20 protein-coding genes and 5 pseudogenes are annotated in these 24,513 nt (G+C 64.2%); 14 read left to right on the top strand and 11 right to left on the bottom strand.

Features of this window, described 5'->3' with window-relative positions; all coding sequences use genetic code 11:
• The first annotated feature begins 10 nt into the window (after positions 1–10).
• From AC4P1R_RS24690 to ngg, 6 genes are all read left to right on the top strand, one after another.
• The gene (locus AC4P1R_RS24690) at positions 11–958 is read left to right on the top strand and encodes an ABC transporter permease (protein WP_492178149.1); all 948 of its coding nucleotides are present in this window, start codon (positions 11–13) and stop codon (positions 956–958) included.
• Positions 955–2,757 (top strand): dipeptide/oligopeptide/nickel ABC transporter permease/ATP-binding protein, encoded by a 1,803-nt coding sequence (locus tag AC4P1R_RS24685; protein ID WP_492178148.1) that lies wholly within the window; start codon positions 955–957, stop codon positions 2,755–2,757. The genes AC4P1R_RS24690 and AC4P1R_RS24685 overlap by 4 nt, the downstream gene beginning before the upstream one ends.
• Positions 2,754–3,551 (top strand): ATP-binding cassette domain-containing protein, encoded by a 798-nt coding sequence (locus AC4P1R_RS24680; RefSeq protein ID WP_151613083.1) that lies wholly within the window; start codon positions 2,754–2,756, stop codon positions 3,549–3,551. Before AC4P1R_RS24685 ends, AC4P1R_RS24680 begins: the two co-directional genes overlap by 4 nt.
• A gap of 4 nt (positions 3,552–3,555) precedes the next feature.
• A complete protein-coding gene (locus AC4P1R_RS24675) occupies positions 3,556–4,353 on the top strand; it encodes a FadR/GntR family transcriptional regulator (RefSeq protein WP_151613082.1) in 798 nt (265 codons plus the stop codon).
• Positions 4,354–4,475: 122 nt separating this feature from the next.
• Entirely contained in the window at positions 4,476–6,251 is a 1,776-nt protein-coding gene (locus AC4P1R_RS24670; protein WP_492178147.1) for an N-acetylglutaminylglutamine amidotransferase, read from the top strand.
• A 1-nt stretch (position 6,252) separates the two neighbouring features.
• On the top strand, positions 6,253–8,067 hold the full coding sequence (ngg, locus tag AC4P1R_RS24665; protein WP_492178146.1) for an N-acetylglutaminylglutamine synthetase: 1,815 nt from the start codon (positions 6,253–6,255) through the stop codon (positions 8,065–8,067).
• Positions 8,068–8,123: 56 nt separating this feature from the next.
• Here ngg and AC4P1R_RS24660 read toward each other — a convergent pair whose 3' ends face one another.
• The 3 genes from AC4P1R_RS24660 to AC4P1R_RS24650 all read right to left on the bottom strand — a co-directional run bounded on the left by AC4P1R_RS24660 (position 8,124) and on the right by AC4P1R_RS24650 (position 11,336).
• Entirely contained in the window at positions 8,124–9,641 is a 1,518-nt protein-coding gene (locus AC4P1R_RS24660) for a tripartite tricarboxylate transporter permease (RefSeq protein ID WP_492178145.1), read from the bottom strand.
• Between the two features lie 31 nt (positions 9,642–9,672).
• On the bottom strand, positions 9,673–10,143 hold the full coding sequence (locus tag AC4P1R_RS24655; RefSeq protein WP_225191149.1) for a tripartite tricarboxylate transporter TctB family protein: 471 nt from the start codon (positions 10,141–10,143) through the stop codon (positions 9,673–9,675).
• Positions 10,144–10,361: 218 nt separating this feature from the next.
• Positions 10,362–11,336: a Bug family tripartite tricarboxylate transporter substrate binding protein gene (locus tag AC4P1R_RS24650; RefSeq protein WP_492178144.1), complete on the bottom strand. Its 975-nt coding sequence runs from the start codon at positions 11,334–11,336 to the stop codon at positions 10,362–10,364.
• A gap of 257 nt (positions 11,337–11,593) precedes the next feature.
• Between AC4P1R_RS24650 and AC4P1R_RS24645 the strand changes: the two genes are divergently transcribed.
• The 4 genes and pseudogenes from AC4P1R_RS24645 to AC4P1R_RS24630 form a co-directional block, all read left to right on the top strand.
• Complete coding sequence (locus AC4P1R_RS24645) at positions 11,594–12,271, top strand: response regulator transcription factor (protein ID WP_069457012.1); 678 nt, start codon at positions 11,594–11,596, stop codon at positions 12,269–12,271.
• The gene (locus AC4P1R_RS24640; RefSeq protein ID WP_492178143.1) at positions 12,258–13,649 is read left to right on the top strand and encodes a sensor histidine kinase; all 1,392 of its coding nucleotides are present in this window, start codon (positions 12,258–12,260) and stop codon (positions 13,647–13,649) included. Before AC4P1R_RS24645 ends, AC4P1R_RS24640 begins: the two co-directional genes overlap by 14 nt.
• Positions 13,646–14,722, top strand: coding sequence for an ABC transporter substrate-binding protein (locus tag AC4P1R_RS24635; protein ID WP_151613076.1), 1,077 nt, complete (start codon positions 13,646–13,648; stop codon positions 14,720–14,722). Before AC4P1R_RS24640 ends, AC4P1R_RS24635 begins: the two co-directional genes overlap by 4 nt.
• Before the next feature lie 134 nt (positions 14,723–14,856).
• A pseudogene (locus AC4P1R_RS24630) lies at positions 14,857–15,120 on the top strand (transposase); the annotation flags it as partial.
• Positions 15,121–15,355: 235 nt separating this feature from the next.
• Here AC4P1R_RS24630 and tssI read toward each other — a convergent pair.
• Positions 15,356–16,479, bottom strand: a pseudogene (tssI, locus tag AC4P1R_RS24625) (type VI secretion system tip protein TssI/VgrG); the annotation flags it as partial.
• Positions 16,480–16,496: 17 nt separating this feature from the next.
• Between tssI and AC4P1R_RS24620 the strand changes: the two are divergent.
• The 3 genes and pseudogenes from AC4P1R_RS24620 to AC4P1R_RS24610 all read left to right on the top strand — a co-directional run.
• Positions 16,497–16,639: pseudogene (locus AC4P1R_RS24620) on the top strand (hydroxyacid dehydrogenase); the annotation flags it as partial.
• Positions 16,636–17,394 (top strand): annotated as a pseudogene (locus tag AC4P1R_RS24615) (sugar phosphate isomerase/epimerase family protein). The pseudogenes AC4P1R_RS24620 and AC4P1R_RS24615, both read left to right, overlap by 4 nt.
• 156 nt (positions 17,395–17,550) lie before the next feature.
• Positions 17,551–17,922, top strand: a complete 372-nt coding sequence (locus AC4P1R_RS24610; RefSeq protein ID WP_225191146.1) for a DUF454 family protein — start codon at positions 17,551–17,553, stop codon at positions 17,920–17,922.
• A gap of 4 nt (positions 17,923–17,926) precedes the next feature.
• On the opposite strand, the gene AC4P1R_RS24605 is transcribed toward AC4P1R_RS24610, so the two are convergent.
• The 7 genes from AC4P1R_RS24605 to AC4P1R_RS24575 are packed head-to-tail and all read right to left on the bottom strand — an operon-like array spanning position 17,927 to position 24,052.
• The gene (locus AC4P1R_RS24605) at positions 17,927–18,304 is read right to left on the bottom strand and encodes a DUF3307 domain-containing protein (protein ID WP_492178142.1); all 378 of its coding nucleotides are present in this window, start codon (positions 18,302–18,304) and stop codon (positions 17,927–17,929) included.
• Entirely contained in the window at positions 18,240–20,162 is a 1,923-nt protein-coding gene (locus AC4P1R_RS24600; protein ID WP_492178141.1) for an adenylate/guanylate cyclase domain-containing protein, read from the bottom strand. The genes AC4P1R_RS24605 and AC4P1R_RS24600 overlap by 65 nt, the downstream gene beginning before the upstream one ends.
• Before the next feature lie 2 nt (positions 20,163–20,164).
• The gene (locus AC4P1R_RS24595; RefSeq protein ID WP_492178140.1) at positions 20,165–21,448 is read right to left on the bottom strand and encodes an NAD(P)/FAD-dependent oxidoreductase; all 1,284 of its coding nucleotides are present in this window, start codon (positions 21,446–21,448) and stop codon (positions 20,165–20,167) included.
• 4 nt (positions 21,449–21,452) lie between these two features.
• Positions 21,453–21,926, bottom strand: coding sequence for a DoxX family protein (locus AC4P1R_RS24590; protein WP_151613070.1), 474 nt, complete (start codon positions 21,924–21,926; stop codon positions 21,453–21,455).
• Positions 21,923–22,726, bottom strand: a complete 804-nt coding sequence (locus AC4P1R_RS24585; protein ID WP_492178139.1) for an HvfC/BufC family peptide modification chaperone — start codon at positions 22,724–22,726, stop codon at positions 21,923–21,925. Before AC4P1R_RS24585 ends, AC4P1R_RS24590 begins: the two co-directional genes overlap by 4 nt.
• Positions 22,713–23,741, bottom strand: a complete 1,029-nt coding sequence (bufB, locus tag AC4P1R_RS24580; RefSeq protein ID WP_492178138.1) for an MNIO family bufferin maturase — start codon at positions 23,739–23,741, stop codon at positions 22,713–22,715. Before bufB ends, AC4P1R_RS24585 begins: the two co-directional genes overlap by 14 nt.
• A 41-nt stretch (positions 23,742–23,782) precedes the next feature.
• Positions 23,783–24,052 carry a BufA1 family periplasmic bufferin-type metallophore gene (locus tag AC4P1R_RS24575; RefSeq protein ID WP_069457002.1) on the bottom strand — a complete coding sequence of 90 codons (270 nt, stop codon included), beginning with the start codon at positions 24,050–24,052 and terminating at the stop codon, positions 23,783–23,785.
• 217 nt (positions 24,053–24,269) lie between these two features.
• Here AC4P1R_RS24575 and AC4P1R_RS24570 point away from each other — a divergent pair.
• Positions 24,270–24,510: pseudogene (locus AC4P1R_RS24570) on the top strand (transposase); the annotation flags it as partial.
• Between the last annotated feature and the right edge of the window lie 3 nt (positions 24,511–24,513).

The following is a 24,513-nucleotide window of genomic DNA, read 5'->3' as shown; positions in this document are numbered from 1 at the left end:
GAGGAGCTTCATGCAGACCTACATCCTGAAGCGGCTGATCGCTGTCGTTCCGGTACTCATCGGCCTCTCGGTCATCGTCTTCCTCGTCATGGCGATGATCCCGGGAGATGCGGCGACGGCGATCCTCGGCCCCTATGCGACGCCGGAGAACGTCGAACGTATCAACCGCGACCTCGGGCTCGACAAGCCGCTGCTACAGCAGTACCTGATCTGGATCGGCAATGTGCTGCAGGGCGATTTCGGCCGATCCTTCGCACTCAACCGACCCGTTCTCGACGAGGTGCTGGAGCGGTTTCAGGCGACGCTGATCCTTGCGGGCGTATCACTCGTACTTGCCTCCGTCCTCGGACTTCTTGCAGGCGTCCTTTCCGCCGTCCGGCAGTTCGGCTGGGCGGATCGCGCGATCACCTTCGTCGTTCTCGCCGGCATCTCCACGCCGTCCTTCTGGCTCGGTCTGCTGCTCATCTATCTCTTCGCCGTCCACTGGCGCATCCTGCCGGCCTCCGGCATGTACGCGGTCTATGGTGGCGGCGATCTCAAGGACCTTCTCATCCATCTGATCCTGCCTGCAGCGACGCTCGCGGTGGTGGCTGCGGGCGTGATTGCACGGCTTACGCGCGGCGCGATGCTGGAGGTGCTGCGCCAGGATTTCGTGCGCACGGCGCGTGCCAAGGGGCTTCCCGAACGCCGCGTCGTCTGCGGCCATGCCTTCCGCGCGGCCCTTGTCAGCGTCATACCGGTGATCGGCATACAGGCCGGCTTCGTGCTCGGCGGAGCCGTTTATATCGAGACCGTTTTTCAGTGGCCCGGCATCGGCGCGATGCTTGTCAAAGCCATTTCGACGCGCGACGTCCTGCTCGTGCAGGGCGGCGTGCTGATCGTCGCGGCCAGCTATGTCTTGTTCAACCTCATGGCGGACGTGGTCCAATCCATTCTCGATCCGAGGATCCGCACATGAGTGCGCTTGCGGAGATGACGCCACGGCCGGCGGGCGCGGCGCGGTTCACGTCCTGGCGGCTCCTCATGAACAACAGGCTCGCCGCCGCCGGCTTCTTCCTACTGCTGGCGATCGCATTCATCATCCTGCTCGTGCCGCTTTTGCCGCTGCCGGACCCGGATGCGACGGCGCCGGCCAACCGGCTGAAGCCGGTGGCGACCGCCGGCCACCTTCTCGGGACCGACCAGCTCGGCCGCGATATCCTGAGCCGACTGCTGTGGGGCACGCGCGTCTCGCTTGCTCTGGGCTTCACCGCTACGCTGATCGCCGCCGTGATCGGGTCCACGATCGGCATCGTCGCCGGCTATGCCGGCGGGCGCGCGGACAACCTGATGATGCGCGCGATCGACATGCTGATGGCCTTTCCCTATATGCTCCTGGCCCTTGCGATCGTGGCCGCACTCGGGCCGGGGCTGCTGAACGCCCTCTATGCCATCGCCATCGTCAATATCCCATTCTTCGCGCGCAATATCCGTGGCGCGACTGTGGGGCTTGCCCATGCCGAGTTCATCGACGCGGCGCGCCTTTCCGGCAAGGGACAGCTCTCGACCGTCTTGACCGAGGTGCTGCCGAACGTGCTGCCGGTTATCGTCATCACCATATCGACGACCGCAGGCTGGATGATCCTGGAAACTGCGGGCTTGAGCTTCCTTGGCCTTGGCGCCCAGCCGCCGCAGGCCGATCTCGGCTCGATGCTCGGGGAAGGACGTGCCCAGCTCTTCACCGCGCCGCATGTCTCTATCGTGCCAGGCATGACGATCTTCCTCATCGTCATCAGCCTCAACTTGCTTGGCGACGGCATCCGCGACGTGCTCGATCCGCGCCTCAGATCCGGTACTCTCGCCCGCCCCGGCTCGAAGCCCGCGATCGCAAAGGATCGACTGGCGCCAGCCAATTCGGCGCCGGATGCCGCGCTCGCGATTGAAGGACTGGAGACGGGCTTTAGCGGGGGAGACGCCTTCACGCCCGCCGTGAACGGCGTGTCGCTTCAACTGGGACGCGGCGAGTGCCTCGGCATCGTCGGCGAAAGCGGCTCCGGCAAGAGCGTGACCGCGCTTTCCATCATGGGCCTCGTCGCCTCGCCGCCGGCCCTTATCCGCAACGGCGCGATCTATCTCCATGGGGAGGACGTGCTCTCCATGTCCGAGGAAAGGCTCAGGTCCTGTCGCGGCGCTCGCGTCGCTTATGTGTTCCAGGATCCTCTCATGTCGCTTCACCCGCTTCTTCCAGTCGGCCGCCAGGTAGAAGAGGCTATTGCGGCGCATCAGCCGATCGGCGCCTCTGAACGGCGGGAAAGGGCGATAGCGCTTCTGGAGAAGGTCGGCCTACCGGACGCGCGTGAACGGGCGGCTCAGTTTCCGCACCAGTTCTCCGGCGGGCAGCGCCAGCGCGTCGGCATTTCGATCGCGCTCGCAAATGATCCGGACATCATCATCGCCGACGAGCCGACCACCGCGCTCGACGTGACCGTTCAGGCGCATATCCTCGACCTCTTGCGCCAGTTGCAGCGCGAGCGCGGCATGGCACTGCTTTTCATCACCCATGATTTCGGCGTAGTCTCGGGACTCTGCGACCGGGTCGCCGTGATGAAGGATGGCGAGATCGTCGAGACGGGAGAGACGCGGCGGGTGCTCTCCAATCCGCAGCACGCCTATACGAAGCGGCTTATCGCCTGCGTGCCGGAACTAGGCACGGGAGCGGACTTCCTCGACCGGGTGTCCGGCCTCTTCGCCGCGCGCCAGCGGGAGGGCACGGCATGAGTGCCGCCGCGATCGAAATAAACGACGTGACCAAGGTCTTCGGTGGCGGACACACGCTTCTCGGGCGGTCGCCTCACGCGGTGACCGCCGTCAACCAGGTCTCGCTTGCGGTCGGCCGCGGCGAAACGCTTGCCGTCGTCGGCGAGAGCGGGTCGGGCAAGAGCACGCTTGCCCGTATGCTCGTCGGCCTGGAGGAGCCGACCTCCGGGACCTTGCGGATCGGTGGTCGCGATGCCGCCGAGCTTCGGCGTGCCGGTGCGCGGGGCTTCGGCAAGATGATCCAATATGTATTCCAGGACCCGATCGCCTCGCTCAATCCCCGCAAGACCATCGGGCAGATCCTCGATACGCCGCTGAAGTTGCTCTGCGGGTATAGTGGCGCGGAGCGACGACACCGCGTGGCGGAACTGCTGGACGCAGTGCAGATGCCCGGCGACACGCTGCGGCGCTATCCGCACGAATTCTCCGGCGGCCAGGCGCAGCGGATCGCGATTGCCCGGGCGCTCGCCGCGGAAGCGGAGATTTTCGTGCTCGACGAACCCGTCAGCGCGCTCGACGTCTCCGTGCAGGCGCAGATCCTGTTGCTGTTGCGTGACCTGAAACGGCGCTTCGGCCTCTCCTATCTCTTCATCAGCCATGATCTCGCCGTCGTCGAGGCGATCGCCGACCGCATTGCGGTCATGTATCGCGGACAGACCGTCGAGATCGGGCCGGCGGCCCGGCTTTTTGCCGATCCGCAACACGCCTATACCAAGCGGCTCATCGCCAGTGCGCCCCGGATCAGGAAAGAATAACGGCATGACCGCCACAATCGAAAAGACGAAACCCATCAGCGAGGACGAAAAGCGCCTCTACGTGCCGGCGGAGCGGACCCGCCGCAGGCCGGAGGCGATCGCCGAGCGGATTAAGGACTTCATCCGCACGGAAAGACTCCTGCCCGGCGATCGACTGCCGCAGGAAAAAACGCTGATCGAAGAATTCAAGGCCGCCAAGGGCACCGTGCGCGAAGCGATGAAGACGCTCGAAACGCAGGGCCTGATCTACACCCGCAGCGGACCCGGCGGCGGGGCCTTCGTCGCCCAGCCTTCGGCCCAGCACGCCATGGAACTGCTTGGTGCCTATTTCTTCTTCGACCAGCCGAACCTTTCCGAGATCTACGCAATCCGCAAGGCGCTAGAGCCGGAAATCGCTGGGCTGCTTGCCGGCCACCTTCGGCCTGCACAGCTTGCGGAACTCGAAAGCACGATCAGAATCTACGACCAAACACCGGAAAATGTCGACGAACAGTATCGCCAGCGCGTCGCAGAGCTCGACTTCCATTCGCAACTCGCACAGCTCTGCCCGAACCGGCTGCTCGGCTTCCTGTGCGGGCTGATGCACAATCTCCTGCGCGATCTGCCGCTCGCACGCCGGATCTATGCGGATCCAAAGCCGACCTCGCGCGAGGAGGGATTGCTCTTCCAGTACCGCCTGATGGCGGCGCTGAAGGACGGGAGAAGCGAGGAGGCCCGCGCGATCGCCCGCGAGCACATGGACTTCGCGGAACGCTACATGCTCGCGCGCGCGGAAGCGCTTGCCAATGAGGAAAACGAATGAGCTCCGATCGGGAACGATCGGCGGCCCCGCGCATTATCAAAGACGTGCGACATCAGGGCCGCGGAGATCACCGCGGCCCTGATCTTGTAAGAGTACCAACAAAGGAGGTTTCGACCCAATTCATGTGTGGAATTTGCGGTGAAGTCAGGTTCGGCGGCGGTTTGCCGTCGGTTTCGGCAGTTTCGGTCATGGCCGACGCGCTCAGCCCGAGAGGGCCGGACGCGGCCGGGCTGGTGGTGCACGCCAATGTCGGGTTGGGGCATCGACGATTGAGGATTCTCGACCTTTCCGACAAATCCCAGCAGCCGATGGTCGACGCCGCACTCGGCCTCTCGATCGTCTTCAACGGCTGCATCTACAACTTCCGCGAACTGAGGGCCGAACTCGAAGAGAGGGGTTACCGCTTCTTCTCCGACGGCGACACCGAAGTGATCCTGAAAGCCTGGCACGCCTGGGGCGAGGATTGTGTATCGCGCTTCCATGGCATGTTCGCCTTCGTCATCCACGAGCGTGACAGCGGCAGGCTCGTCATGGCGCGAGACCGCTTCGGCATCAAGCCGCTTTATCTCGCCGATGTCGACGGCGCATTGCGCTTCGCCTCGTCGCTGCCGGCGGTCGTCAAGGCGGGTGGCGTCGTCACCGCCATCGACCGGGACGCCCTCCACAATTACATGACTTTTCATGCCGTCGTGCCCCCACCGCGCACCATCTTCCGGGGCGTGCGCAAGCTGGCGCCGGCCACAATCCGCGTTTACGAGAAGAACGGCAGCTTCAAGGAGCGCCGCTATTGGGATCCGCCCTACCGGCGCCAGACAGGCGACGCGGCCATCAGTCGCGGGGAATGGCAGGAGCGGCTTCTCTCGGCGCTGCGGCTCGCCGTCAAGCGGCGCATGATCGCCGACGTTCCGGTTGGCGTGCTGCTTTCCGGCGGCGTCGATTCCAGCCTGATCGTCGGACTGCTGGCCGAAGCCGGGCAACGCGGTCTCATGAGCTTCTCCGTCGGCTTCGAGGAGGCGAACGGGGAAAAGGGCGACGAGTTCGTCTATTCCGATCTGATCGCGGAACATTTCGGGACCGATCATCACAAGATCTTCGTGCCCTCCGCCGATCTGATGGAGGCCCTGCCGGGAACCATCGCGGCCATGTCCGAGCCAATGGTCTCCTACGACAATGTGGGCTTCTACCTGCTATCCAAGAAGGTCTCGCAGCACGTCAAGGTGGTGCAGTCGGGACAGGGAGCGGACGAGGTCTTCGGGGGCTATCACTGGTACCCGCCACTGATGAGTTCCAACAATGTCGTCGCCGACTATGCCGGCGCCTTCCGCGACCGTTCGCACGAAACCTTGGCAGCCCAGCTTTCGCCCGAGTGGATGCCGGACCGCGATGTCAGCGGCGAGCTCCTCGAGGCGCACCTCTTGCGCGACGGCGCCGACACCGCGGTCGACCAGGCGCTGAGGCTCGACAGCACCGTCATGCTGGTCGACGACCCGGTCAAGCGCGTCGACAATATGACCATGGCCTGGGGACTGGAGGCGCGCGTACCCTTCCTCGATCACGAACTGGTGGAATTGGCGGCGCGCATTCCCCCGGAAGAGAAGCTTCGCGACGAAGGCAAGGGAATCCTGAAGGATGTCGCGCGGAAAGTGATCCCGAGCGCGGTGATCGACCGCAAGAAAGGCTATTTCCCCGTGCCGCAGCTCAAATATATCGCCGGCCCCTATCTCGATATGTTGCGCGACACCCTGTCTTCCCAGGCGGCCCGCGAACGCGGGCTCTTTCAGCGGGCCTATCTCGAAAGTCTGCTGGACAGTCCGCTCGAACACATCACGCCGCTCAAGGGATCAGAACTGTGGCAGGTCGGGCTGCTGGAGATGTGGTTGCAGGCCCAGGAGGTGTAAGATGAAGAAACTCGACCAAGCCCCTACCCCTCGGCAAAAGCCGAGAGGGAACCGGGCCGTCTCCCACCGCCTGACGCGCCTGCGGGCGCCGGGCGGCCCCGAGGCCGGCGCACCGCGCGACCGCAGACAAGAGCCGGAGACGGAAAACCGCAACGTGACGCTCGACTGCGGCTGGGGACGACTGCTCTTTGCGCAGACCTTCGACAGCGACGAGGCCCTGGTCGGGGAGTTGCGCGAGGAAGCGCCCCAGAGCCGCGACATCGCCTTTTACGTTCGCGACCCGCACGTACTCCTGTCGCTCGCCCCGCAGGAAATCTTCCTCGATCCATCGCACACTTTTCGCCTCCAACTGTCGAACTATCGCGGCGGTGGCGGACGGCGCCTGAGAGGCATCACCATCCGCCGAGTAGCCTCGGAGGCGGATGCCGAAGGCATCAATGCCGTCTATGCCGCCTGCGGTATGGTGCAGGTGCGCTCGGACTTCTTTTCAAGCGAACGCGACAATCGCGCGGTCACCTATTTCGTCGCGCAGGACGATACGAGCGGCCAGATCGTCGGCGCGGTGACCGGTATCGATCACCGGCATCTCTTCAGCGATCCGGAAGATGGGGCATCGCTCTGGTGCCTCGCGGTCCATCCCCAGGCCCGTCAGCCCGGCATCGGCGAGCGGCTGGTTCGCAAGCTAGCCGAACACTTCCAGGTGCGCGGGCTCGCCTATGTGGACCTCTCGGTCATGCACGACAACGAGCATGCGATCAGTCTCTATGAAAAGCTGGGGTTCCGTCGCGTGCCGATCTTCGCTTTGAAGCGCAAGAATGCAATCAACGAGAAGTTCTTTGCCCAGCCGATCCCGTTCTACGAGGGGCTCAATCCCTATGCGCGGCTGATCGTTGACGAGGCACTCAGGCGCGGCATCCATGTTGAGGTGACGGATGCCGAGGGCGGCTTCTTCAGGCTTTCACATGGCGGCCGGACGATCCACTGCCGCGAAAGCCTCTCCGATCTGACATCGGCCGTCGCCATGTCGATCTGCGACGACAAGGCGGTGACGCGCCGCCTCGTATCCACCGCCGGCCTAGTCGTACCCGAGCAGATTTCGGCCGACGTCGGCGACGATGAGAAGCGGGCATTTCTCGAAACGCACGGCAAACTGGTGGTCAAGCCCGCCCGTGGTGAGCAGGGTCGCGGCATCTCGGTCGGCGTGGCGTCGATGAAGACGCTGCACGCGGCGATCGAGCAGGCGAAGACGGTCTCGGAGCGGGTGCTGCTGGAGGCCTATTTCGACGGCGAGGACCTGCGCCTGGTGGTGATCGACTACAAGCTCGCCGCCGCCGCCATACGCAGACCGCCGCGCATTATCGGCGACGGCGAGTCGCCGATCCGCAAGCTCATCGATATCCAGTCGCGCCGCCGCGCGGCGGCCACCGGCGGCGAAAGCCGCATCCCCGTCGACGGAGAGACCGAGCGTTTCCTGGCCGAGCAGAATCTCGATCTCGACACCGTGCCGGCGGAAGGGCGGGAGATCACCGTGCGCAAGGCGGCGAATCTCCATACCGGCGGTACGATCCACGACGTGACGGCCAAGGTGCATCCGGAACTCGTCGCCGCTGCCTGCCGTGCGGCGGAAGCCATCAGAATACCGGTCGTCGGCGTCGACTTCATCGTGCGCGATCCTGAGAAGTCGGACTATGTGTTCATCGAGGCGAACGAACGGCCGGGACTTGCCAACCACGAGCCGCAGCCGACCGCCGAGCGATTCGTGGACCTCTTATTTCCGGGCAGCCGCGCATGGCCTGACGGCCAGTCACGGCCCTGAAACAAGCAACGGCCGGGCGCAAAGCCCGGCCGTTCGAAATTCTGGCGGTGGCTGCCCTATTCCGCGATCGCAAGATTCTTTGCAGCGATGCGACGCTTGGCGCGACGCGAAAGATAGAGGGGCAGGATCGCTACCAGCAGCGCCATGCACCACAGGACGATGCAGATGGTGCTGCTGAACAGGATCGACAGTTCGCCGCCGCTGATCGCCAGCGCATTGCGCAGGTTGACCTCCATGACCCGGCCGAGCACGAAGCCGAGAATGATCGGCGCCATGTCGAAACCGGCCTTGCGCAGAAGCCAGCCAACCAATCCGATACTCATCATCAGATAGATCGAAAAGACCGAGGAGTGGGCGGAGTAGACGCCGACGATCGACAGCACCAGGATGCCCGGCACCAGGAGCCAGTTCGGCACCGTCAGGACGCGGGCGAAGATCTGCACCAGCGGCAGGTTGAGCGCCAGCAGGATCAGGTTGCCGACGAAGAGCGAGGCAACCAGGCCGCCGACGATCTCCGGACGCTCGACAAGCAGCATCGGGCCGGGCTGGATGTTGTAGAGCATCAGCGCACCGAGCATGACGGCGGTCGTGCCGGAGCCCGGAACGCCGAGAGTGAGCATCGGCACGAAGGCGCCGCAGGCGGTCGCGTTGTTGGCTGCCTCGGGTGCCGCAAGCCCGCGCACGTCGCCCTTGCCGAACGTGCCTTCGGTATCGGAAATCCGCTTGGCGGTCGTGTAGGCGATGGCGCTCGAAACCGAAGCGCCCGTTCCCGGGAGCACGCCGACGACGAAGCCGAGCACCGAACTGCGCAACGTGGTGCCGATGCTCTTGACGACATCCGACATCCGCGCCGTCATGCGGCCGAGTTCGCGGATCACGGTCATGCCCCTGCCCTGATGTTCCAGGATGATCAGCGCTTCGGAAATCGAGAAAAGGCCGATGACGAGCACAACGAATTCGATGCCGTCGCCGAGTTCCGGTTCGTTGAAGGTGAAGCGATAGGCCCCCGAAGTCGCGTCGAGGCCGACCGTTGCCAGCATGAGGCCGAGCACGCAGCCGATCAGCGTCTTGGCAGGCTGGCCGCCGACCATGGAACCGAGCGTCGCAAAGGCGAACAACATCAACACGAAATATTCAGCCGGACCGAAGCCGATCGCCAGACCGGAGAGGAGCGGCGCGAAGAGGGCAAGACCGATCGAGCCAAGAATGCCGCCGACGAAGGAAGCGAGCCCCGAAAGCGCAAGCGCCTCACCCGCCCGGCCCTGCCTCGCCATCGGATAGCCGTCGAGAGCCGTCATGACGGCGCCGGCGTCGCCCGGGACGTTTAGCAGGATGGAGGAGATGCGCCCGCCATATTCGGCGCCGCAGTAGATGGCGGCCAGCAGGATCATCGTGCTTTCCGCCGGCAGTCCCATTGTGTAGGCGATCGGAAGCAGAAGCGCGATGCCGTTGATCGGGCCGATCGCCGGCAAGGCACCGACCATGGTGCCGATGAAACAGCCGACGAAACCGATCAGGAGATTTTGCCAGGTCAAGGCGACGGCAAAGCCTTGCCAGAGATATTCGAGATTCATGGACGTGACCTTTCCGGTTTTAGTCTCGCGATCAGCCGAACAGCGCGCCGGCCGGCAGATAGACTTCCAGAAGATAGGAGAAGACGAACCACCATAGGGCGGCGTGACCGACGGCGCCGATCAGCGCCTTTGCCGGCGGGGCGCCGAAAACAATGGCGGCGCCGAGGGTGAGGATGAAGATGGAGGCGGCAAAGCCCGCCGGCTCGAATAGTGCGACGGCAACGACCATCACCACCGGCACGGCGAGGACGCGCGCGAGCAGCGGCCCCGTGGGGAAGCCTTCGGCGAAGCCGGGCGAGAACCAATACCAGATGCTCAGCAGGCCGAGAATGACGGCAAGTGCGACGGGAAAGACCCTCGGCCCGAGCGGGTCGGACGCGAAGGAGTACTCGATGACGCTGCCCCCGACGCCATAGGCAATGGCGAAGACGAGAAGGCAGATCGCCGAGACGCGTCCAATCAATCGGACGGTCATGGAAGTAGGATGGTGGACTTCGGACATGGATGTCTCTCCCCCCGACGTTTCGTTTGGTCAAGTGAGAGCGGTCGCGCGCTTCTCCGCCCGCATCCCGCATCCCCTGTTGCTTAGATATCATCGTGACCTAAGGCCGGTTTCGCGCACCCTGGTCGTTGCTTCCCTCGCGCCTTCCGCCACCGGTTGGCCGGTGGCGGAAGGGGTCCGCCTCGTTGTCTCGGGAGGATCTTGCGAGGGGAACGCGATTACATGCCGGCTTCCTTGGCGAGGATCTTGAAGCGCTCGACATCGGCCTTCACGCGATCTTCGAAGTCCTTGCCGAGCAGGGTGAATTCGAAAAGCCCGCGCGCTTCAAGCTCCTTGGCGAATTCCGGCGTCTTCGAGGCTGTCTCGAAGGCTTTGACCCACCATTCATAGTCGGCATCGGATACGTCCTTGCCCACATAGTAGCCACGCCAGATCGGCCATTCGATATCGAAACCCTGTTCCTTTGCGGTCGGAACATCGGCAAGCTCACCGGGCAGGCGCTCCGCAGCCATGACCGCAAGAATGCGGACCTTGCCGGCAACGTGGTGCTTGACCATCTCGGCAGCATCGCCGGATCCGACCTTCACATGACCGCCCTCGAGCGCGGTCAGCACCGCACCGCCGCCCTCGAGAGCGGCATAGCGCATCTTCTTCGGATCCTGGCCGGCGGCCTTGGCAAGAAGCGAACCCTTCATCCAGTCCTGCGAGCCGACGGCACCGCCACCGCCGATCGCGAAGTCTTCCGGCGAGGCCTTGTAGGCTTCGACCAGTTCGCCGAGCGTCTTGTAGGGGGAATCGGCGGAGACCACGAGAACGCCATAGTCGGCGCCGAGCGCACCAAGCCAATGCACGGCCGTCTCGTCATACTGGCCGAACTTGCCCTGCGCGATGAGCAGTGCCGAGCCGGAGGAAGCGGCGGTGATGACATTGGGGTCGGAACCGCGCTTCGCGATGACGTGGTTGTAGGCGACTGCGCCGACCCCGCCTTCCATGTAGGTGACGGCCATGGGCTTGGAAATCTGCTTGGCCTCGAGCAGGGCATTGGCGGCCAGTCGGCAGGTCAGGTCGAAGCCGCCACCCGGTTTCGCGCCGGCGATGCATTCGGGCTTTGCCGGCTCCGCATGGGCGGAAGCTGACATCATAAGAGCCGCGAAGGCGGCACCACACAGGGTCTTGGTGAACACAGAGTTCATGATCTCTCCCGTTTGTTCTGAAGCTGCCGGTCGGAAGCAGCGACAACGATCACCGGCCGGTCCCGCTCGGGACCAGAGGCGTGACGCAATTTTTTTCGGGCTTCCCTCCCGGGCCGGTCCACAGCTCTCTCCCTTAGACCGACCACGCCACTCTAAGGGACGTTTCTGTCACCATCCTGTCATCCTCCCGCCACATTGATGATCACCCTCAAAGAAGCCCGCTTGATCGGCCCGTAAGCGCATGCGATCATTAAAACGTGCGTATTCTCTTGGTCGAAGACACTATCGATGTGGGCGAGGCGATCTGTCGCCGGTTCCAGCTGACGGGTCATACCGTCGACTGGCAGACCGACGGATCGGCGGCAGCGGATATTCTGAGCTTCACCGAATACGACCTCGTCATCCTCGACGTCATGCTGCCGGGCCTCGACGGCTTCGCCATCCTGCGCGAGTTGCGCCAGTCGAAAAGCAATGTGCCCGTTCTCGTGCTGACGGCGCGCTCGGAAATCGACGACCGCGTCGGCGCGCTCGATCTCGGCGCCGATGATTACCTGGTCAAGCCTTTCGATTTCCGCGAGCTCGAAGCGAGAGCCCGCGTGCTCTTGCGCCGCAGGACCGGCGGCGATGCGACGAACATCATCGTCTGCGGCGATGTCAGCCTTGACCGGGCCAATCGCAGCGTCAAGGTCGGCAAGCGCGAGATCCAGCTCAAGCGCCGCGAGATGACGCTGCTCGAGATTCTCGCCTCCCGCCCCGGCAAGGTGTTCAGCAAGGAGGAGCTTCTCGACCAGCTCTTCGGCTTCGAAGAGGCCGCCGGCCCGAACGCGATCGAGCTCTATATCGGCCGCCTTCGCAAGAAGCTCGAGCGCGCAAAGGCTCGCATCGTGACGCTGAGGGGCGTCGGCTATCAGCTGGTGGCGGATGACAACGCATAGAAGCTCGCTTTTCGCGCGCCTCGTGCGCCGCGTGGCGATCGTGCTCATGCTCGGCGCCGCATCGCTGATCACCGCCGCCTGGTTCTATGCCCGTACGGCGGCCGACGAAGCCTATGACAGACTGCTTCTCGGCGCCGCCTTCCAGATGTCGGAGAGCCTGACCGTGGCCGACGGCGCACTCCGCTTCGTCCTGCCTCCCTCCGCCTTCGAACTCCTCGGCCTCGCTCAGCGGGACCGGATTTTCTACCGCGTGATAGACCCGGCCGGTTCGACGCTCACGGGCTATGCCGATCTCGAGCCGAAAACGTCACTCTCGCAAAGCCGCAATGGTCCGGTATTCGGAAATACCGAGTATCGCGGCGCTGCCGTACGCACCGTCACCCTTTCCCGGGCGATGACCCTCAACGATGGCACCGGCTGGACCTATGTCGTCGTCGCCCAGACGGTCGAAGCCCGTCAGGCGCTTGCCTCCGAGTTGACCACGCGCGCCACCTTTCTCGTCACGGTCATGAGCCTGCTCGCACTTGGCGGCACGGCGCTTGCCGTTCGCTACTCGCTGCGACCGGTTGACGTCCTGGGCGATGCCTTGCGCCAGCGCGACCCCCAGGACCTGACGCCGATGAGCGCCGACGTGCCGCGTGAGCTCATCCCCTTCATGACCTCGATAAACCACTTCATCAATCGCCTCGATGAGCGTGTGAAGCTGCTCCAGCGTTATGTGGCCGACAGTGCGCACCAGATTCGTACGCCGCTCACCGCGCTCACCGCTCAGGTGAGCCTGATCAACGAGGACAAGCTCACGCCGGACGATCGCCGCCATCTCGAACGGGTGCGCAACCGGACAGCAGAACTTGCGCGTTTCACCAATCAGTTGCTGAACCACGCAATGGTCATCCATCGATTCGATTCAACCCAGCTTGCGGCTGTTTCCTTGAACGACGTTGCACGCAAGGCCTTCCGCGCGGCGATCCCGATCACCGTCGACCCGGACATGGTCGTTTCCTTCGAAGCGGCGGAAGACGATCCTGTCATCATGGGGGATATGCTCAGCCTGCGCGAGGCGATCGCAAACGTTATCGACAATGCACTGCGTCACGGCGCCTCCTCGCGACTCGATGTGCGCGTCACGCGCGATGGCGGATACGGGCGTATCGAGGTCTCGGACGACGGCCCGGGCATTCCGGTGGAGGAATGGGGAAACGTGACCAAGCGCTTCTATTCGACCCGTCCCGACAAAGGCGCATCGGGTCTCGGCTTTGCCATAGCCTCCGAAGTTGCGTCCGTCTTGGGTGGCCGGATCGGCTTCCGCGAGAAAGCCGAGGGGCAGGACTTCTGCGTCTTCATCGAGGTGCCGCTTGCGACGGAGGAACGGGTATGAGGCTGCTTCTCCGATCGTTCGCAATCTTCGTCTGGCTGCTGCCGTCGGCTGCCGCCGCGCTCGAGGGACAGAGGGCGTTCTTTCCGTCAAGCGGCAAGGAGACGGAACGGCTGACCATCCACGCGGCCACCGATCTCGAAGCCATGCGTCCGCTGATCCGGGATTTCCAGGGACTGAGGCCCGGTGTCGCGGTGGATTTCGTCGACTACGTCACCAACGATCTCTTCCGGCAAGCCGTCGACGCCTGCGCCGGCAAGAGCCGCAGTGCGGACATACTGCTCTCCTCCTCCGTCGACCAGCTGGTGCGGCTTGCCAATGACGGCTGCGCAGAGGCTCACACTTCGTACGAGACATCGGCAGCACCGGCCTGGGCCAACTGGCGCGACGAGATTTTCGGTTTCACCTTCGAGCCCGTGGTCTTCGTCTACGACCGCCGCGCCCTTCCTGCTGAGGAGGTGCCGCGCAGCCACGAAGAACTCGCCGACCTGCTGCGCCGGAAGCCCGAGGAATATCGCAACCGCATCGGCACCTACGACATCGAGGCCTCCGGCGTCGGCTACCTGCTCGCCTTCAACGATTCCCGCCAGGCGCCGACCACCTACGGCCGGCTGATCGAAAGCCTGAGCCGCACCAAAACGGTGATACGCTGCTGCAACAACGAGGTGCTGGGGGAAATCGCGGCCGGCAATGTGCATCTCGCCTACAACGTGCTCGGCTCCTATGCCTATGCCGCGGCCAAGGCAAATCCGGACCTCGGTATCGTGGTGCCCGGCGACTACACGCTGGTGCTTTCGCGCGGTGCGATGATCCCCTCCAATGCCCGCAAACCGGCACTCGGCAAGCAGTTCCTGGATTATCTCCTGTCGCCGCGCGGTCGGGCGGTCGCCCGCGACAATTCCTTCTTCTTCTCCGAAACCGGCCCCCTTCCCGCCGGCGTCGACGGCCCCGCATCGCTGATGGAATCCGGCATCGCCCGCCCGATCCGCATAGGACCCGCCCTGCTCGCAGCGCAGGACGAGATCCAGCGGCGGAGCTTTATTGAGGACTGGAAGAGGTTGATCGAGGGGCGATGAAGGAGGACCGTCAGGGCAGCAATTTCCAAAAAGATTACTCTACGATTCGATGGTGTACTTGCCTCTGCCTTTGACCTGCCACGGGTAATTTCCTCCAGATTGGATTAGAGTCCGGCCTATTGAAGGACGGACGCATGAAGAAGCAGAGATTTACGGAAGAGCAGATTATTGCGGTGCTGAAGGAGCAGGAGGCCGGCGCGAAGGTGGCCGAGCTCTGCCGCAAGCACGGGATTTCGGACGCGACCTTTTACAACTGGAAAGCCAAATACGGCGGCATGGAGGTCTCCGAGGCGAAGCGCCTGAAGGCTTTCGAAGAAGAGAACGCCAAGCTGAAGAAGCTGCTCGCCGAGCAGATGCTGGACGCCGCCGCACTCCGCGAGCTTCTTGCAAAAAATGTATGGTCCGCCCCGTCCGTGCAAGGGGTCGCGACGCCGTAGAGGCGAGCGTGCCGGCGAAGGCGGCAAGCGCCGGCCCGCCGCCGCCGGCGATCTGGCCAGCCTGGGAGAGCAGTCCGGCGGTGTGGCCGGAGAGCCCCTGGACGGCGCCCATCAGCGCCATCGCCATCGGGCCTGTGCCGCCCACCACCGTGTTCATAGAATCGCCGATCTCGTGCTTCTGGTTGCCGCCGACTTCGACGGCGCGGTTGGCGCCGATCGAGGCGACCTCGTGGCGATCGATGCGCTTGGTGCGGTCGTTCAGGACTCGCGTCGTCTGGTCCTTCTGGGCGTGGAAGAACTGGTTCTCGCGGCCGGCCTCGTCCTCGAAGGTGATTTCGTCGAAGCCCTGGCCCTTGTGGGTATTCGAGCGCAGCACCATGCGCGTCTTGTTGGCCGGCAGGTCGTAGGGCACCGGATTGGCCGGGTTCGGCACGACGCCCGTCACCAGCGGCCGGTCCGGTTCGCCGTCGACGAAGGCGATCATCACCTCCATGCCGACGCGGGGGATCACCTGGGCGCCCCAGGTGCCGCCGCCCGAGCTTTGTGCGACGCGCACCCAGCAGGTATCCGAACCGTCTTTCTTCGCCTTGCGGTCCCAGGGGAACCAGAGCTTGATGCGGCCGTATTTGTCCGGGTGGATCTCCTCGCCGGGCGGACCGGCGACGATCGCCACTTGCGTGCCCTCGATGCGCGGCCGCTTCGTCTGGCGGTGCGACGTCAGCGGCACCCGTGCGGGCACCGCCTCGAAGCCATTCATATATTCCGGATCGTTGGAATTCGTCTCATAGGAGCGGTCGACCACCGTCTGGCGCATCGAGACGATGACGTGCTCCTCGTAAGCATGCTCGGGATGGGCGACCTCGTAGGGGGTGAAGCGGCGGCCGACCTCGATGACGCGGGAGGTGGAGTTGCCGAAGACGCGGTCGTGGTCGGCCTCGACGGCCTGCATCCTGAGCTTCTGCGCCCGCTCGGCCTCGGCGACGGTCGAGATTCGGGATATTCGTAGAGCTCGCGCTTCATCGCCTCCGGCATCTGCACGAGCGACGGCGTGGCGTTGCCCGGCACCATACGCGGTGTCTCGAAATTCCAGTCGGCGCCGGCGCGCTGGCCCGGCACATAGGAGAAGCGCCGCGCCCATTCGTTGATGTGGTTGCGGTCGGAGGATCCTTGCGCCAGCCGCACCCGACCCTCCCCTTGCGCCGAGGCGGCGGGCTTCGCCCAGGAGATGGCGCTGTCGGCGACATGGAGGCGATGGCTGCCCTTTTCGTGGCTGAACCAGAAATAAAGCCCGTCCTCTTCGAAGCGGCGCATAAGATAGTTGAGATCGGTCTCGTTCCAACGTGTTTCTGACGCCGCACATTGCCGGCGCCGTCGGGCTTGAGCCCTCGGCGAGATGGCGCTCGACGAGATCGCCCGCTTCGTCGAAGGGCAGCCGCTGCTCTTCGAGGTCCGAAAGGGAGAACTGGAGCGAATGGCGTGACCGGTTTCGAACCGGGGGCTCTGCACCGTCACTTTCCGGAAGCTGCCTGCGGAGCAGATCGTGGCGCTGGCCGCCGGGGCCGGGCTTGTCGCGGTCGAATGGGCCGGCGACATCCATGTCCCCCCGGCGAGGAGCCGATCGCCAGAGAGGTCGCGCGGCTGTCCCAGGTCGCGGGATTTGCAACCTCCTACGGATCCTATGTCGCCCCGCCGACAGACGACATGCCGGGGCTTTTCAAAAGCCCTGCAGAGCGGGATTGCGATTGGCGCCACCAATATCCGTATCTGGTCCGGTACCCGCGGGCGCGATTCAGAGGACTACAGTGCCGCCGAACGGCGCGCGACGGCAGACGCGATCCGCAAGATGCGCGCCGAGGCGGCCCGACACAGGATAGGCGTGTCGCTCGAATATCATCCGCAGTCCTTAACCGACACCACGCAATCGGCGCGCCGCCTGATCGAGGCGATCGCCCATGAAAACGTCTATCTCTATTGGCAGCCGCGGCCCAGGCTTCCGCTTGAAGAAGCGCTCGCCGAGATCGGCGAAATCGGTCCGCATGTTTCCCACGTGCATGTTTTCGCCTGGGACCGCGATCGCAACCGCTTCCCGCTGGCATCGGCCGGACAACTCTCGCCGCCATGCCCGCCTCGCGCTGGAACGGCCGACGCTTTGCGATGCTGGAATTCGTTGCGAATGACGACCCGACAGCGTTTCTCGAAGATGCCGTGACGCTCAGGCATATCCTGAAGGGCTGAGTGTCACGCGGGCAATGCTCTTGTTTCCGCGCCCGCGGTCACTATCTCGACCAGGATCTCGCCTCCGTGATAAGGGGTGGCACTCCGTCCAGCTCGAGCGGACCTTCAGGGGGGAGCCTGACGCAACTTCATTGGTTCTCACCCAAGGAAAGGCAGATGAACCTACCCATGCGCCTCATTCTTCTCGGCCTCGGCTGGGCGATGGTCGGCCTTGGTATCGCCGGCATCTTTCTTCCGCTCTTGCCGACCACGCCCTTTCTGCTATTAGCGGCTTGGCTGTTCTCCCGCTCCTCGCCGCGTCTCGAACAATGGCTGTTCGATCACCCGATGTTCGGGCGTCCGCTCAGGGATTGGCGCGAGTCCGGCGCCATATCGCGGGGCGCCAAGTTCCTTGCAATTGCGCTCATGGCCGTGGGTTTCCTCATCTTCTGGCTCCGGGTGGAGCCGTCCGTGCCGGCGGCAGCCATTGTTGCGATGATCATGATCGCGGCAGGCCTGTTCATCGTCTCGCGGCCGGAACCATTCTGAAATACTATGCCAGCGCAGCCAGGATCAGTGCCGCATAGGTCAGCTGGTGCATCAATTGATCGGCGCCATGCATGGCCCAGTAGGCACGCGTTGTCGCGTCGGCGCGACAACGCCGCGACAAAAGCGCCTTTCCATAGTCGATGAGATAGTGAAGAACGAATTCAGCGAGCACGAGAATCGCGATGCGCGTCGGGCCGGTGCCGGCGAACATCAATGCCGGCACGGTCCCGACCGCGTGCCCGCCCGCATGAACATAACCGCCGATCCTGCGGAAATCGCCCTTGCCGCGCAGGATCCAGAGCGGCTGCAGCACATAGTCAGCAAGGAAATGCTTGAGCTGCAGGCACGCGAGCATCGCCACCGTCGTGATCGCCATCTCCATCGCTTCCTCCCGTAGACCGAGCTTTTGGCTGGTCGATCGTATGCACGCCGACGGGCCTGGCCTTGCCGCGCACCGTCACAAGCCCGAGCGGCCTCGTCATCGGCTCTGCGCCGAGTTCCCGCGCGGTCGCGTCGCTGAGCACGATCTCGACGCCGCGCTCCTTGGCCACATTCACGAGCCGGCTGGCGAGATTGACCGTATCGCCGATAGCAGTGTAGCTGAGCCGTTCCGCGGAGCCGATATTGCCGATCAGCGCCGTGCCGCTGTTGATGCCTATGCGCACGCGGATCGCACTTTCGCCGACTGCCGCCGTCGGCTCCTCGTGCATCGCGTTCCGGATTGCGATGGCCGTGCGGCAAGCGCGGGCGGCATGATCCGCCTGCCTTCCCGGCGCGTTCCAGATCGCCATGACGGCATCTCCGATAAACTTGTCGACAGTGCCGCCCTCGGCATGGATCGCTGCCACCGCAATCGTCAGGAAGCGCGTCAGATGCGGCTCGACGTCCGGTCCAAGCCTTTCGGTCAGTTCGGTGAAACCGGGCAGGTCGGCGAACATCACGGTCACCTCACAGAGCTCACCGCCGGGCTTCGGCTCGATGCTGCCTTCTACCAGCGGCCGCACGACGTCGAGCGGCATATAGCGGGCGAAAGCGGAAAGTCCGACCGACATGCGCTTCAAAGCCTGGGACAAGTCGTTGAGCTCGGAGAGAAAGGTCGGATGATGGCAAACGCTCCCTAGCGCGAAGCGCTCGATCGCGCGCAATTGCACTGCCAGCCGCGCGAGCGGCTGCGCGAAGAGGAAATTGGCAACCACTACGGCCGTCACTGCCGCAAGCACCGCGATGGCAAGCACGACGATGGCAATGCGCCGGATATTCTTGTCGATGCCGCCGGCGAAGGTCGAGCGGGGCGTGGCAATGATCAGCCGCCAGTTTTCAAATGGCAGCGTTGACGACGATATGAAGACAGGTCCCAGGGCAACGCTTGGCGCCAGGACGCGAAACGCGTCACCGCCGTTCGCCGCCACTGCCTCCGCCGCAGCTCTGGCAATGGCATCGGATGCGGGGAAATCTGAAAAATGCGCCGCCATCACCCCGTCCGACGGCTGCGAGGTCGCAAGTACCCGTCCGCGCTCGTCCAGCACGAAGGCTTTGCTTTCAGCGGGAATGTCGAGCGCCTGCAGCGCCTCGGACAGACGGCGGAGGCTGACGGCCGCCATCACCACACCGGTGAACGTTCCGAAGCTCTCGACGCGCTTCGACAGCACGATTGCTGGCTCGAAACCGTTCGGCAGCACATTGGTGACCGTCCAGACGGATCCTGCGCTTTCCTTGCCCAACCGAAACCAGGGTGCACCGAGCGCCACATAGGCGCTCTCCGCCTTGATGCGCTCTTCGAAAAAGATGTCACCCGGGATCGGTCGGTAGAGGTCGCGCCGCAGCGGGCGGTGTTCACCGGGTTGCGCAGCGCCGATCTCCACCATCTCGATCCGCCCGTCAGCCGTCGCGTGCGAACCGAAGAAGCGCCCGTCGGGAAATCCGAAGCCGATCCAGGCGATCGCCGGCTGCTCACGCAGCAGCGACAGGAAGAGGAACTCGCGCTTGACCTCATCCTCGGGGCTGATCGCTCCCTGGAAGAGGATGGTACGGACGATTTCCGCCGAGCTCGAAACAAGCGCCAGCGTCTGCGACAGGTCGTTCCTGACGGAGCCCGCCGTCTGGGTATCAAGGCTCGCGACGATCTCTTCGATGCTCTCGCCGGCCGCGCGCTGCCAAATGAGATGAATCATCGCCGCAGTGGACAGCACTGCCAGCAACAGGAGAACGGCGACGACTTGGGCCAGCTTCGGGCGATACATCGCTAGGCCTCATGTTGCCCGGTGATCAGCCGCGCGGCGCGATCGTTGCGGAAATAGGCAACCGCCCAGTCGAGAAAGACAACGAGGCGATTGCGGAATCCGACGAGGAACCAGAGATGGGCGAAATTCCAGACGAGCCACGCCGGATAGCCCGAGAGTCGAGCCCTGCCGAAATCCGCGACCGCTGCCTTGCGGCCTATCGTCGCCAGATTGCCGTAGTCGCGATAACGGAAGGGCGCCGATTGCCGTCCTGCCATGTCGTCGAAAATGGCCCGGGCCGCGTAACGACCCATCTGCTTGGCCGCCGGCGCCACGCCCGGTACCGGCCGCCCGGCCCCATCGACCACCGAAGCCGTGTCGCCGATCACGAAAATCTCCCCGTGCCCCGGCGGGTTGAGGCGCGCGTTGACCAGAACCCGCCCGGCCCGGTCGGCGGGCGCGCGGATCCACTTGGCGGCGAGCGAGGCCATGACGCCGGCCGCCCAGACCACGCAAGCAGAACCGATCTCCGTTCCATTCGCGAGCCGCACGCCGCTTTCGTCACAGTCGGCGACGGCATTGCCGCATACGACCTCGACGTCAAGCTTTTCGAGTTGTCTCTGGGCCTTTTTCGAGAGACATGACGGCATGGTTGGGAGAATCAGCGGCCCCGCTTCCACCAGCACGACACGGGCCGTCGAGGAATCGATGCGCCGGAAGTCGCGCACGACCGTGTTGCGAGCCAGCTCGGCGATCGCTCCGGCAAGCTCAACGCCCGTCGGCCCGCCACCAACGACGACGAAGGTCAGCAAGCGCTTACGTAGGGCGACGTCGTCAGTCACCTCCGCCATCTCGAAGGCGGCGAGAATGCGTCCTCGGATCGCCGTGGCGTCGGCAATCGTCTTGAGGCCCGGCGCATGCTCGGCCCAGGCATCGTTGCCGAAATAGGTGTGGCGGGCTCCAGTCGCGACGATCAGATAATCATAGGCTATGCGCCGAGCGCCGGTTACGACGCATCTTGCCGCCGTGTCCACCGACTCGACCCTGTCCATCAGCACCGTCGCGTTCGAGTGCTGCGACAGTATCCGGCGGATCGGCATGGCGATCTGTGCCGGCGAAAGCCCGGCGGTCGCCACCTGGTAGAGCAGGGGCTGGAAGAGATGATAGTTGCGCCGGTCGACGACTGTGATATCGACCGGCGCGCGGCGAAGCGACATCGCCGCGTTCAAGCCGCCAAAGCCGGCTCCGAGAATGACTACATGCGGTCGACGCTCCGGGTCGCCACGTTGATCTCGCTTCGCGTCCATCGCCTCATCTCCCGGCACGAATACGGCGGGCGACGAGGTGGTCGACGGAGAGGAACCCGGCCCCACGCGACAGAATGAGCAGGAGAAGGCTCGCCCACATCAGATGCTCGGCCCAATGGCCGGGATAGACGAAGATCTGGATTGTGGCTACGACGCCGAGCAGCATCAGAGCCGCCAGCCGCGAGAGCACGCCGAGCGCCACCATCACGGCTCCCGACAGTTCCGCCGCCGTCGCAAGGACCGCCGCAAGACCGGGATCGATCAGCGGCACGCGATATTCGAAGGCGAAGAGCTGAAGCGTTACCGGCCAGGAGGCGAGTTTCGTCTGGGCGGATTGCCAGAACACCTCGGCGACGGCGATGCGGGCGGCCAGCTGAACAATCGACAGTGGGAGGGCGGTCGCCCGCTCCGCAAAAAGGTTGTGGAGCTTGACGATGGATCTGGAGCCACCGGCCCCGGTGATGCGCATTGTAGTCATGACACTCTCTCCTCCTCTTTGGAAAATGCCTTCAGATGATGGTTGACGGCGGTGACGAGCTCGCCGACGAAGAGACCCGTCAGCGCGCGGGCGATATCGAAGGACGGCGCATGGCGGCAGGCGCGAGAGACCGCGGCCTCCAGTCCAAGCCCGCGCACCAGCGCGCGCCAGAAAGCGAAATTCGCGGGGTCAAGCCGCATGAAGCGGATGGTTTCGCCGTGTCGCCAGAGCGCGATCCGCTCCGCTTTGCGCTGGAGTTCACCGAGCCGGTCGACATCCGCGCCGGGCTGGTGCGAAGCCCATATGTTCAAGGCCGGCCAGCGGCACAGGAGAAGCCGCAGCGACGGCTGCAGGGTCAACCCGATCGAGCTGTTCGAAAGCCCGTCATAGAGCTCGATCAGCCGGCATGGCCGCTGGAGCGGTGCGTCGAGCGCCTCGGCGATCAACCACTCCAGCCGCGCGGTCTCGGCGACAAAGGGCATGCCGGCGGTTGCCTCGAAACCAGCGAGAAAGGCCGGAAAATCTGCCCCGTAACGCGATAGCCGCGGTTCCCTCGGCGGGTTGCTTCGGATGAAGCGACCCGCGACGTAATTGAAGCAGCGTTCGTCGATGAGCCGCACCGTCACTGGAAACACGACCTTCAGAGTTGCGATCAACGAAGCGCGCGTATTGTTGCGATAGATGGCGAGTCGCCTTGCGGGATCGAAACGTCCCGGCGCGAGCAGCGGAAGCACATCGGCGGGTTCGGCCGCGAGCACCGCGCGCGCGACAATGCTCTGCATCGTCTCAATGGAGGACATGGCGAGCCCTCCTGCATTCCTCAGCGCCGCAGCCGCGGCAGGCCGCCTGCAGGGCTGCGATCGCGGCAAGTGCCGGAAAGCGGATGCCTGTCGCGTCGTCGCGGCGAGGCAGCGTCATTGCTGCGAAACGGCTGTCGGGCGCGGCTTTTCGCTCCTCCGGGCGGGCGTCGAAGGCGATGCTGCGCGCAAGCATGTCCGCCCACATGGCTTCGCCGAGCAGCACGTCGAGCGGCGGCACGTCCGTATCCCATTCGATCAGCGTCGGCCGGGGCCCGATCCTGCGGATGGCATGGGCATAGAGCGACCAGACGGCGGGTGGTACGCGCGAGCCGTGATCGTCGATGAGAATGACGTCGCCATCGGCCTCGTTCACCGCATGGCCGGCGAGATGAATCTCACCGACCGCATCGGCCGGCAGAGCATCGATAAATGCCGCAGCATCGAAGTCGAGATTGTTCGCCGAGACATAGACATTGTTGACATCGAGCAGCAATCCGCAGCCCGTGCGGCGGACGAGCTCGGCCAGGAACTCGGCCTCGCTCATGATGGAGCCTTCAAAGGAGAGATAGGCGGACAGATTTTCGATATAGACCCGCCGTTTCAGCGTTTCCTGCAGCAGCCCGATGTTGCGAGAGACGACGGAAAGGGCCTCCTCGTCATAGCGAAGCGGCAGGAGATCGTTGAGATAATCGCCGTCGGCGACGCTCCAGGCGAGGTGCTCGGAGACGAGCGCGGGCTGGAAGCGCTGACAGACAAGCCGCAGCCGCTCGAGATGGTCCAGGTCAAGCCCTGATGCACTTCCGAGCGACAGGCCGACGCCGTGCACCGATAGCGGATAGACCTCCCGCAGCTTTTCCAGCGCGTCGACGGCCGCCGACTGACCCATGTAGTTTTCGGCATGCACCTCGAGCCACCCCGCAGACGGTCTGCGGGCGAGCACTTCTGCGATGTGAATGGAACGGAGGCCGATGCCCGCAGCGCACGGCACCGGGTGGGTTGGAAACGTCTTGGGCATCGGTCTACTCCCTTCTAGAGTCTTGCTGAAGACGCCGGCCGTCAGGCCTTCGGCGCGTTGTTGCCGCCGGCGATCTTTGAGCAGGTGCCGGCCGGCAGGTAGATCCAGGCATCGGCCTGATCGTCCATCGTCGAGGTGCCCGCACAGGAATGGGTTGCGGTCTGGCAATCGTTCTGCCCGGCCTTGACGACGCCGTAACATTTCTCGAACGAGAACTCGGGCTGGGCAGCCGGCCCGGCGGATACCGTGGAGGCCGACAGCGATGCGATGGCCGCAAGCGCCGAGCCGATGAGCGTGCGATTGTTGATCATGAAACATCTCCTGGATCTGACATTGTTCAGACCGGGTATCGGCCTGATGCAGACAAGCTTCGCAGACGGCTCGCGCTCTTTGAAATGCTGTTCGGGCATCGTTTCGATAGGTCCGGCCTATCCGTTGAGAGAGGCGGCCACGCGCGGACCCTGCCTACGAAAAAGCCCCCCGGATCGGGGGGCGAGGCTGCCGTGGGAGGGGCATGGAACGGGTTAGTTAGACGCTTGGATCGAGGATGCCGTCAGCTCCGGGCTCACGCCGATCGTCCGGTTCGCGCGGGTCCTGCGCCGTGACATCGGCGCCGTCCGCAACGCCATCGAACTCCCCTGGAGCAACGGCCAGGCAGAAGGCCAGATGATCCGCCTGAAGACGATCAAACGTGAATGGCAGAGCAGGCCCGGAGCTCCACGGAGCACGCTTGCTGCCACTCAACAACTCTCATCACTACGCAGATTGAGGA

The sequence above is a fragment of the Sinorhizobium sp. Y406 genome, assembly GCF_058732025.1.
Note: the sequence above shows the minus strand (reverse complement) of the source record. Positions and strands in the feature narration are given on the sequence as shown.

What these genes read in the sequence shown, in the direction of transcription:
- AC4P1R_RS24660 (WP_492178145.1), bottom strand. Translation starts at nt 9,641, where the DNA reads ATGAATCTCGAATATCTCTGGCAAGGCTTTGCCGTCGCCTTGACCTGG.
- ngg (WP_492178146.1), top strand. Translation starts at nt 6,253, where the DNA reads ATGAAGAAACTCGACCAAGCCCCTACCCCTCGGCAAAAGCCGAGAGGG.
- AC4P1R_RS24605 (WP_492178142.1), bottom strand. Translation starts at nt 18,304, where the DNA reads ATGGAGATGGCGATCACGACGGTGGCGATGCTCGCGTGCCTGCAGCTC.
- AC4P1R_RS24575 (WP_069457002.1), bottom strand. Translation starts at nt 24,052, where the DNA reads ATGATCAACAATCGCACGCTCATCGGCTCGGCGCTTGCGGCCATCGCA.
- AC4P1R_RS24595 (WP_492178140.1), bottom strand. Translation starts at nt 21,448, where the DNA reads ATGGACGCGAAGCGAGATCAACGTGGCGACCCGGAGCGTCGACCGCAT.
- AC4P1R_RS24590 (WP_151613070.1), bottom strand. Translation starts at nt 21,926, where the DNA reads ATGACTACAATGCGCATCACCGGGGCCGGTGGCTCCAGATCCATCGTC.
- AC4P1R_RS24635 (WP_151613076.1), top strand. Translation starts at nt 13,646, where the DNA reads ATGAGGCTGCTTCTCCGATCGTTCGCAATCTTCGTCTGGCTGCTGCCG.
- AC4P1R_RS24670 (WP_492178147.1), top strand. Translation starts at nt 4,476, where the DNA reads ATGTGTGGAATTTGCGGTGAAGTCAGGTTCGGCGGCGGTTTGCCGTCG.
- AC4P1R_RS24690 (WP_492178149.1), top strand. Translation starts at nt 11, where the DNA reads ATGCAGACCTACATCCTGAAGCGGCTGATCGCTGTCGTTCCGGTACTC.
- AC4P1R_RS24640 (WP_492178143.1), top strand. Translation starts at nt 12,258, where the DNA reads ATGACAACGCATAGAAGCTCGCTTTTCGCGCGCCTCGTGCGCCGCGTG.
- AC4P1R_RS24650 (WP_492178144.1), bottom strand. Translation starts at nt 11,336, where the DNA reads ATGAACTCTGTGTTCACCAAGACCCTGTGTGGTGCCGCCTTCGCGGCT.
- AC4P1R_RS24675 (WP_151613082.1), top strand. Translation starts at nt 3,556, where the DNA reads ATGACCGCCACAATCGAAAAGACGAAACCCATCAGCGAGGACGAAAAG.
- AC4P1R_RS24655 (WP_225191149.1), bottom strand. Translation starts at nt 10,143, where the DNA reads ATGTCCGAAGTCCACCATCCTACTTCCATGACCGTCCGATTGATTGGA.
- AC4P1R_RS24680 (WP_151613083.1), top strand. Translation starts at nt 2,754, where the DNA reads ATGAGTGCCGCCGCGATCGAAATAAACGACGTGACCAAGGTCTTCGGT.
- AC4P1R_RS24610 (WP_225191146.1), top strand. Translation starts at nt 17,551, where the DNA reads ATGAACCTACCCATGCGCCTCATTCTTCTCGGCCTCGGCTGGGCGATG.
- bufB (WP_492178138.1), bottom strand. Translation starts at nt 23,741, where the DNA reads ATGCCCAAGACGTTTCCAACCCACCCGGTGCCGTGCGCTGCGGGCATC.
- AC4P1R_RS24685 (WP_492178148.1), top strand. Translation starts at nt 955, where the DNA reads ATGAGTGCGCTTGCGGAGATGACGCCACGGCCGGCGGGCGCGGCGCGG.
- AC4P1R_RS24585 (WP_492178139.1), bottom strand. Translation starts at nt 22,726, where the DNA reads ATGTCCTCCATTGAGACGATGCAGAGCATTGTCGCGCGCGCGGTGCTC.
- AC4P1R_RS24600 (WP_492178141.1), bottom strand. Translation starts at nt 20,162, where the DNA reads ATGTATCGCCCGAAGCTGGCCCAAGTCGTCGCCGTTCTCCTGTTGCTG.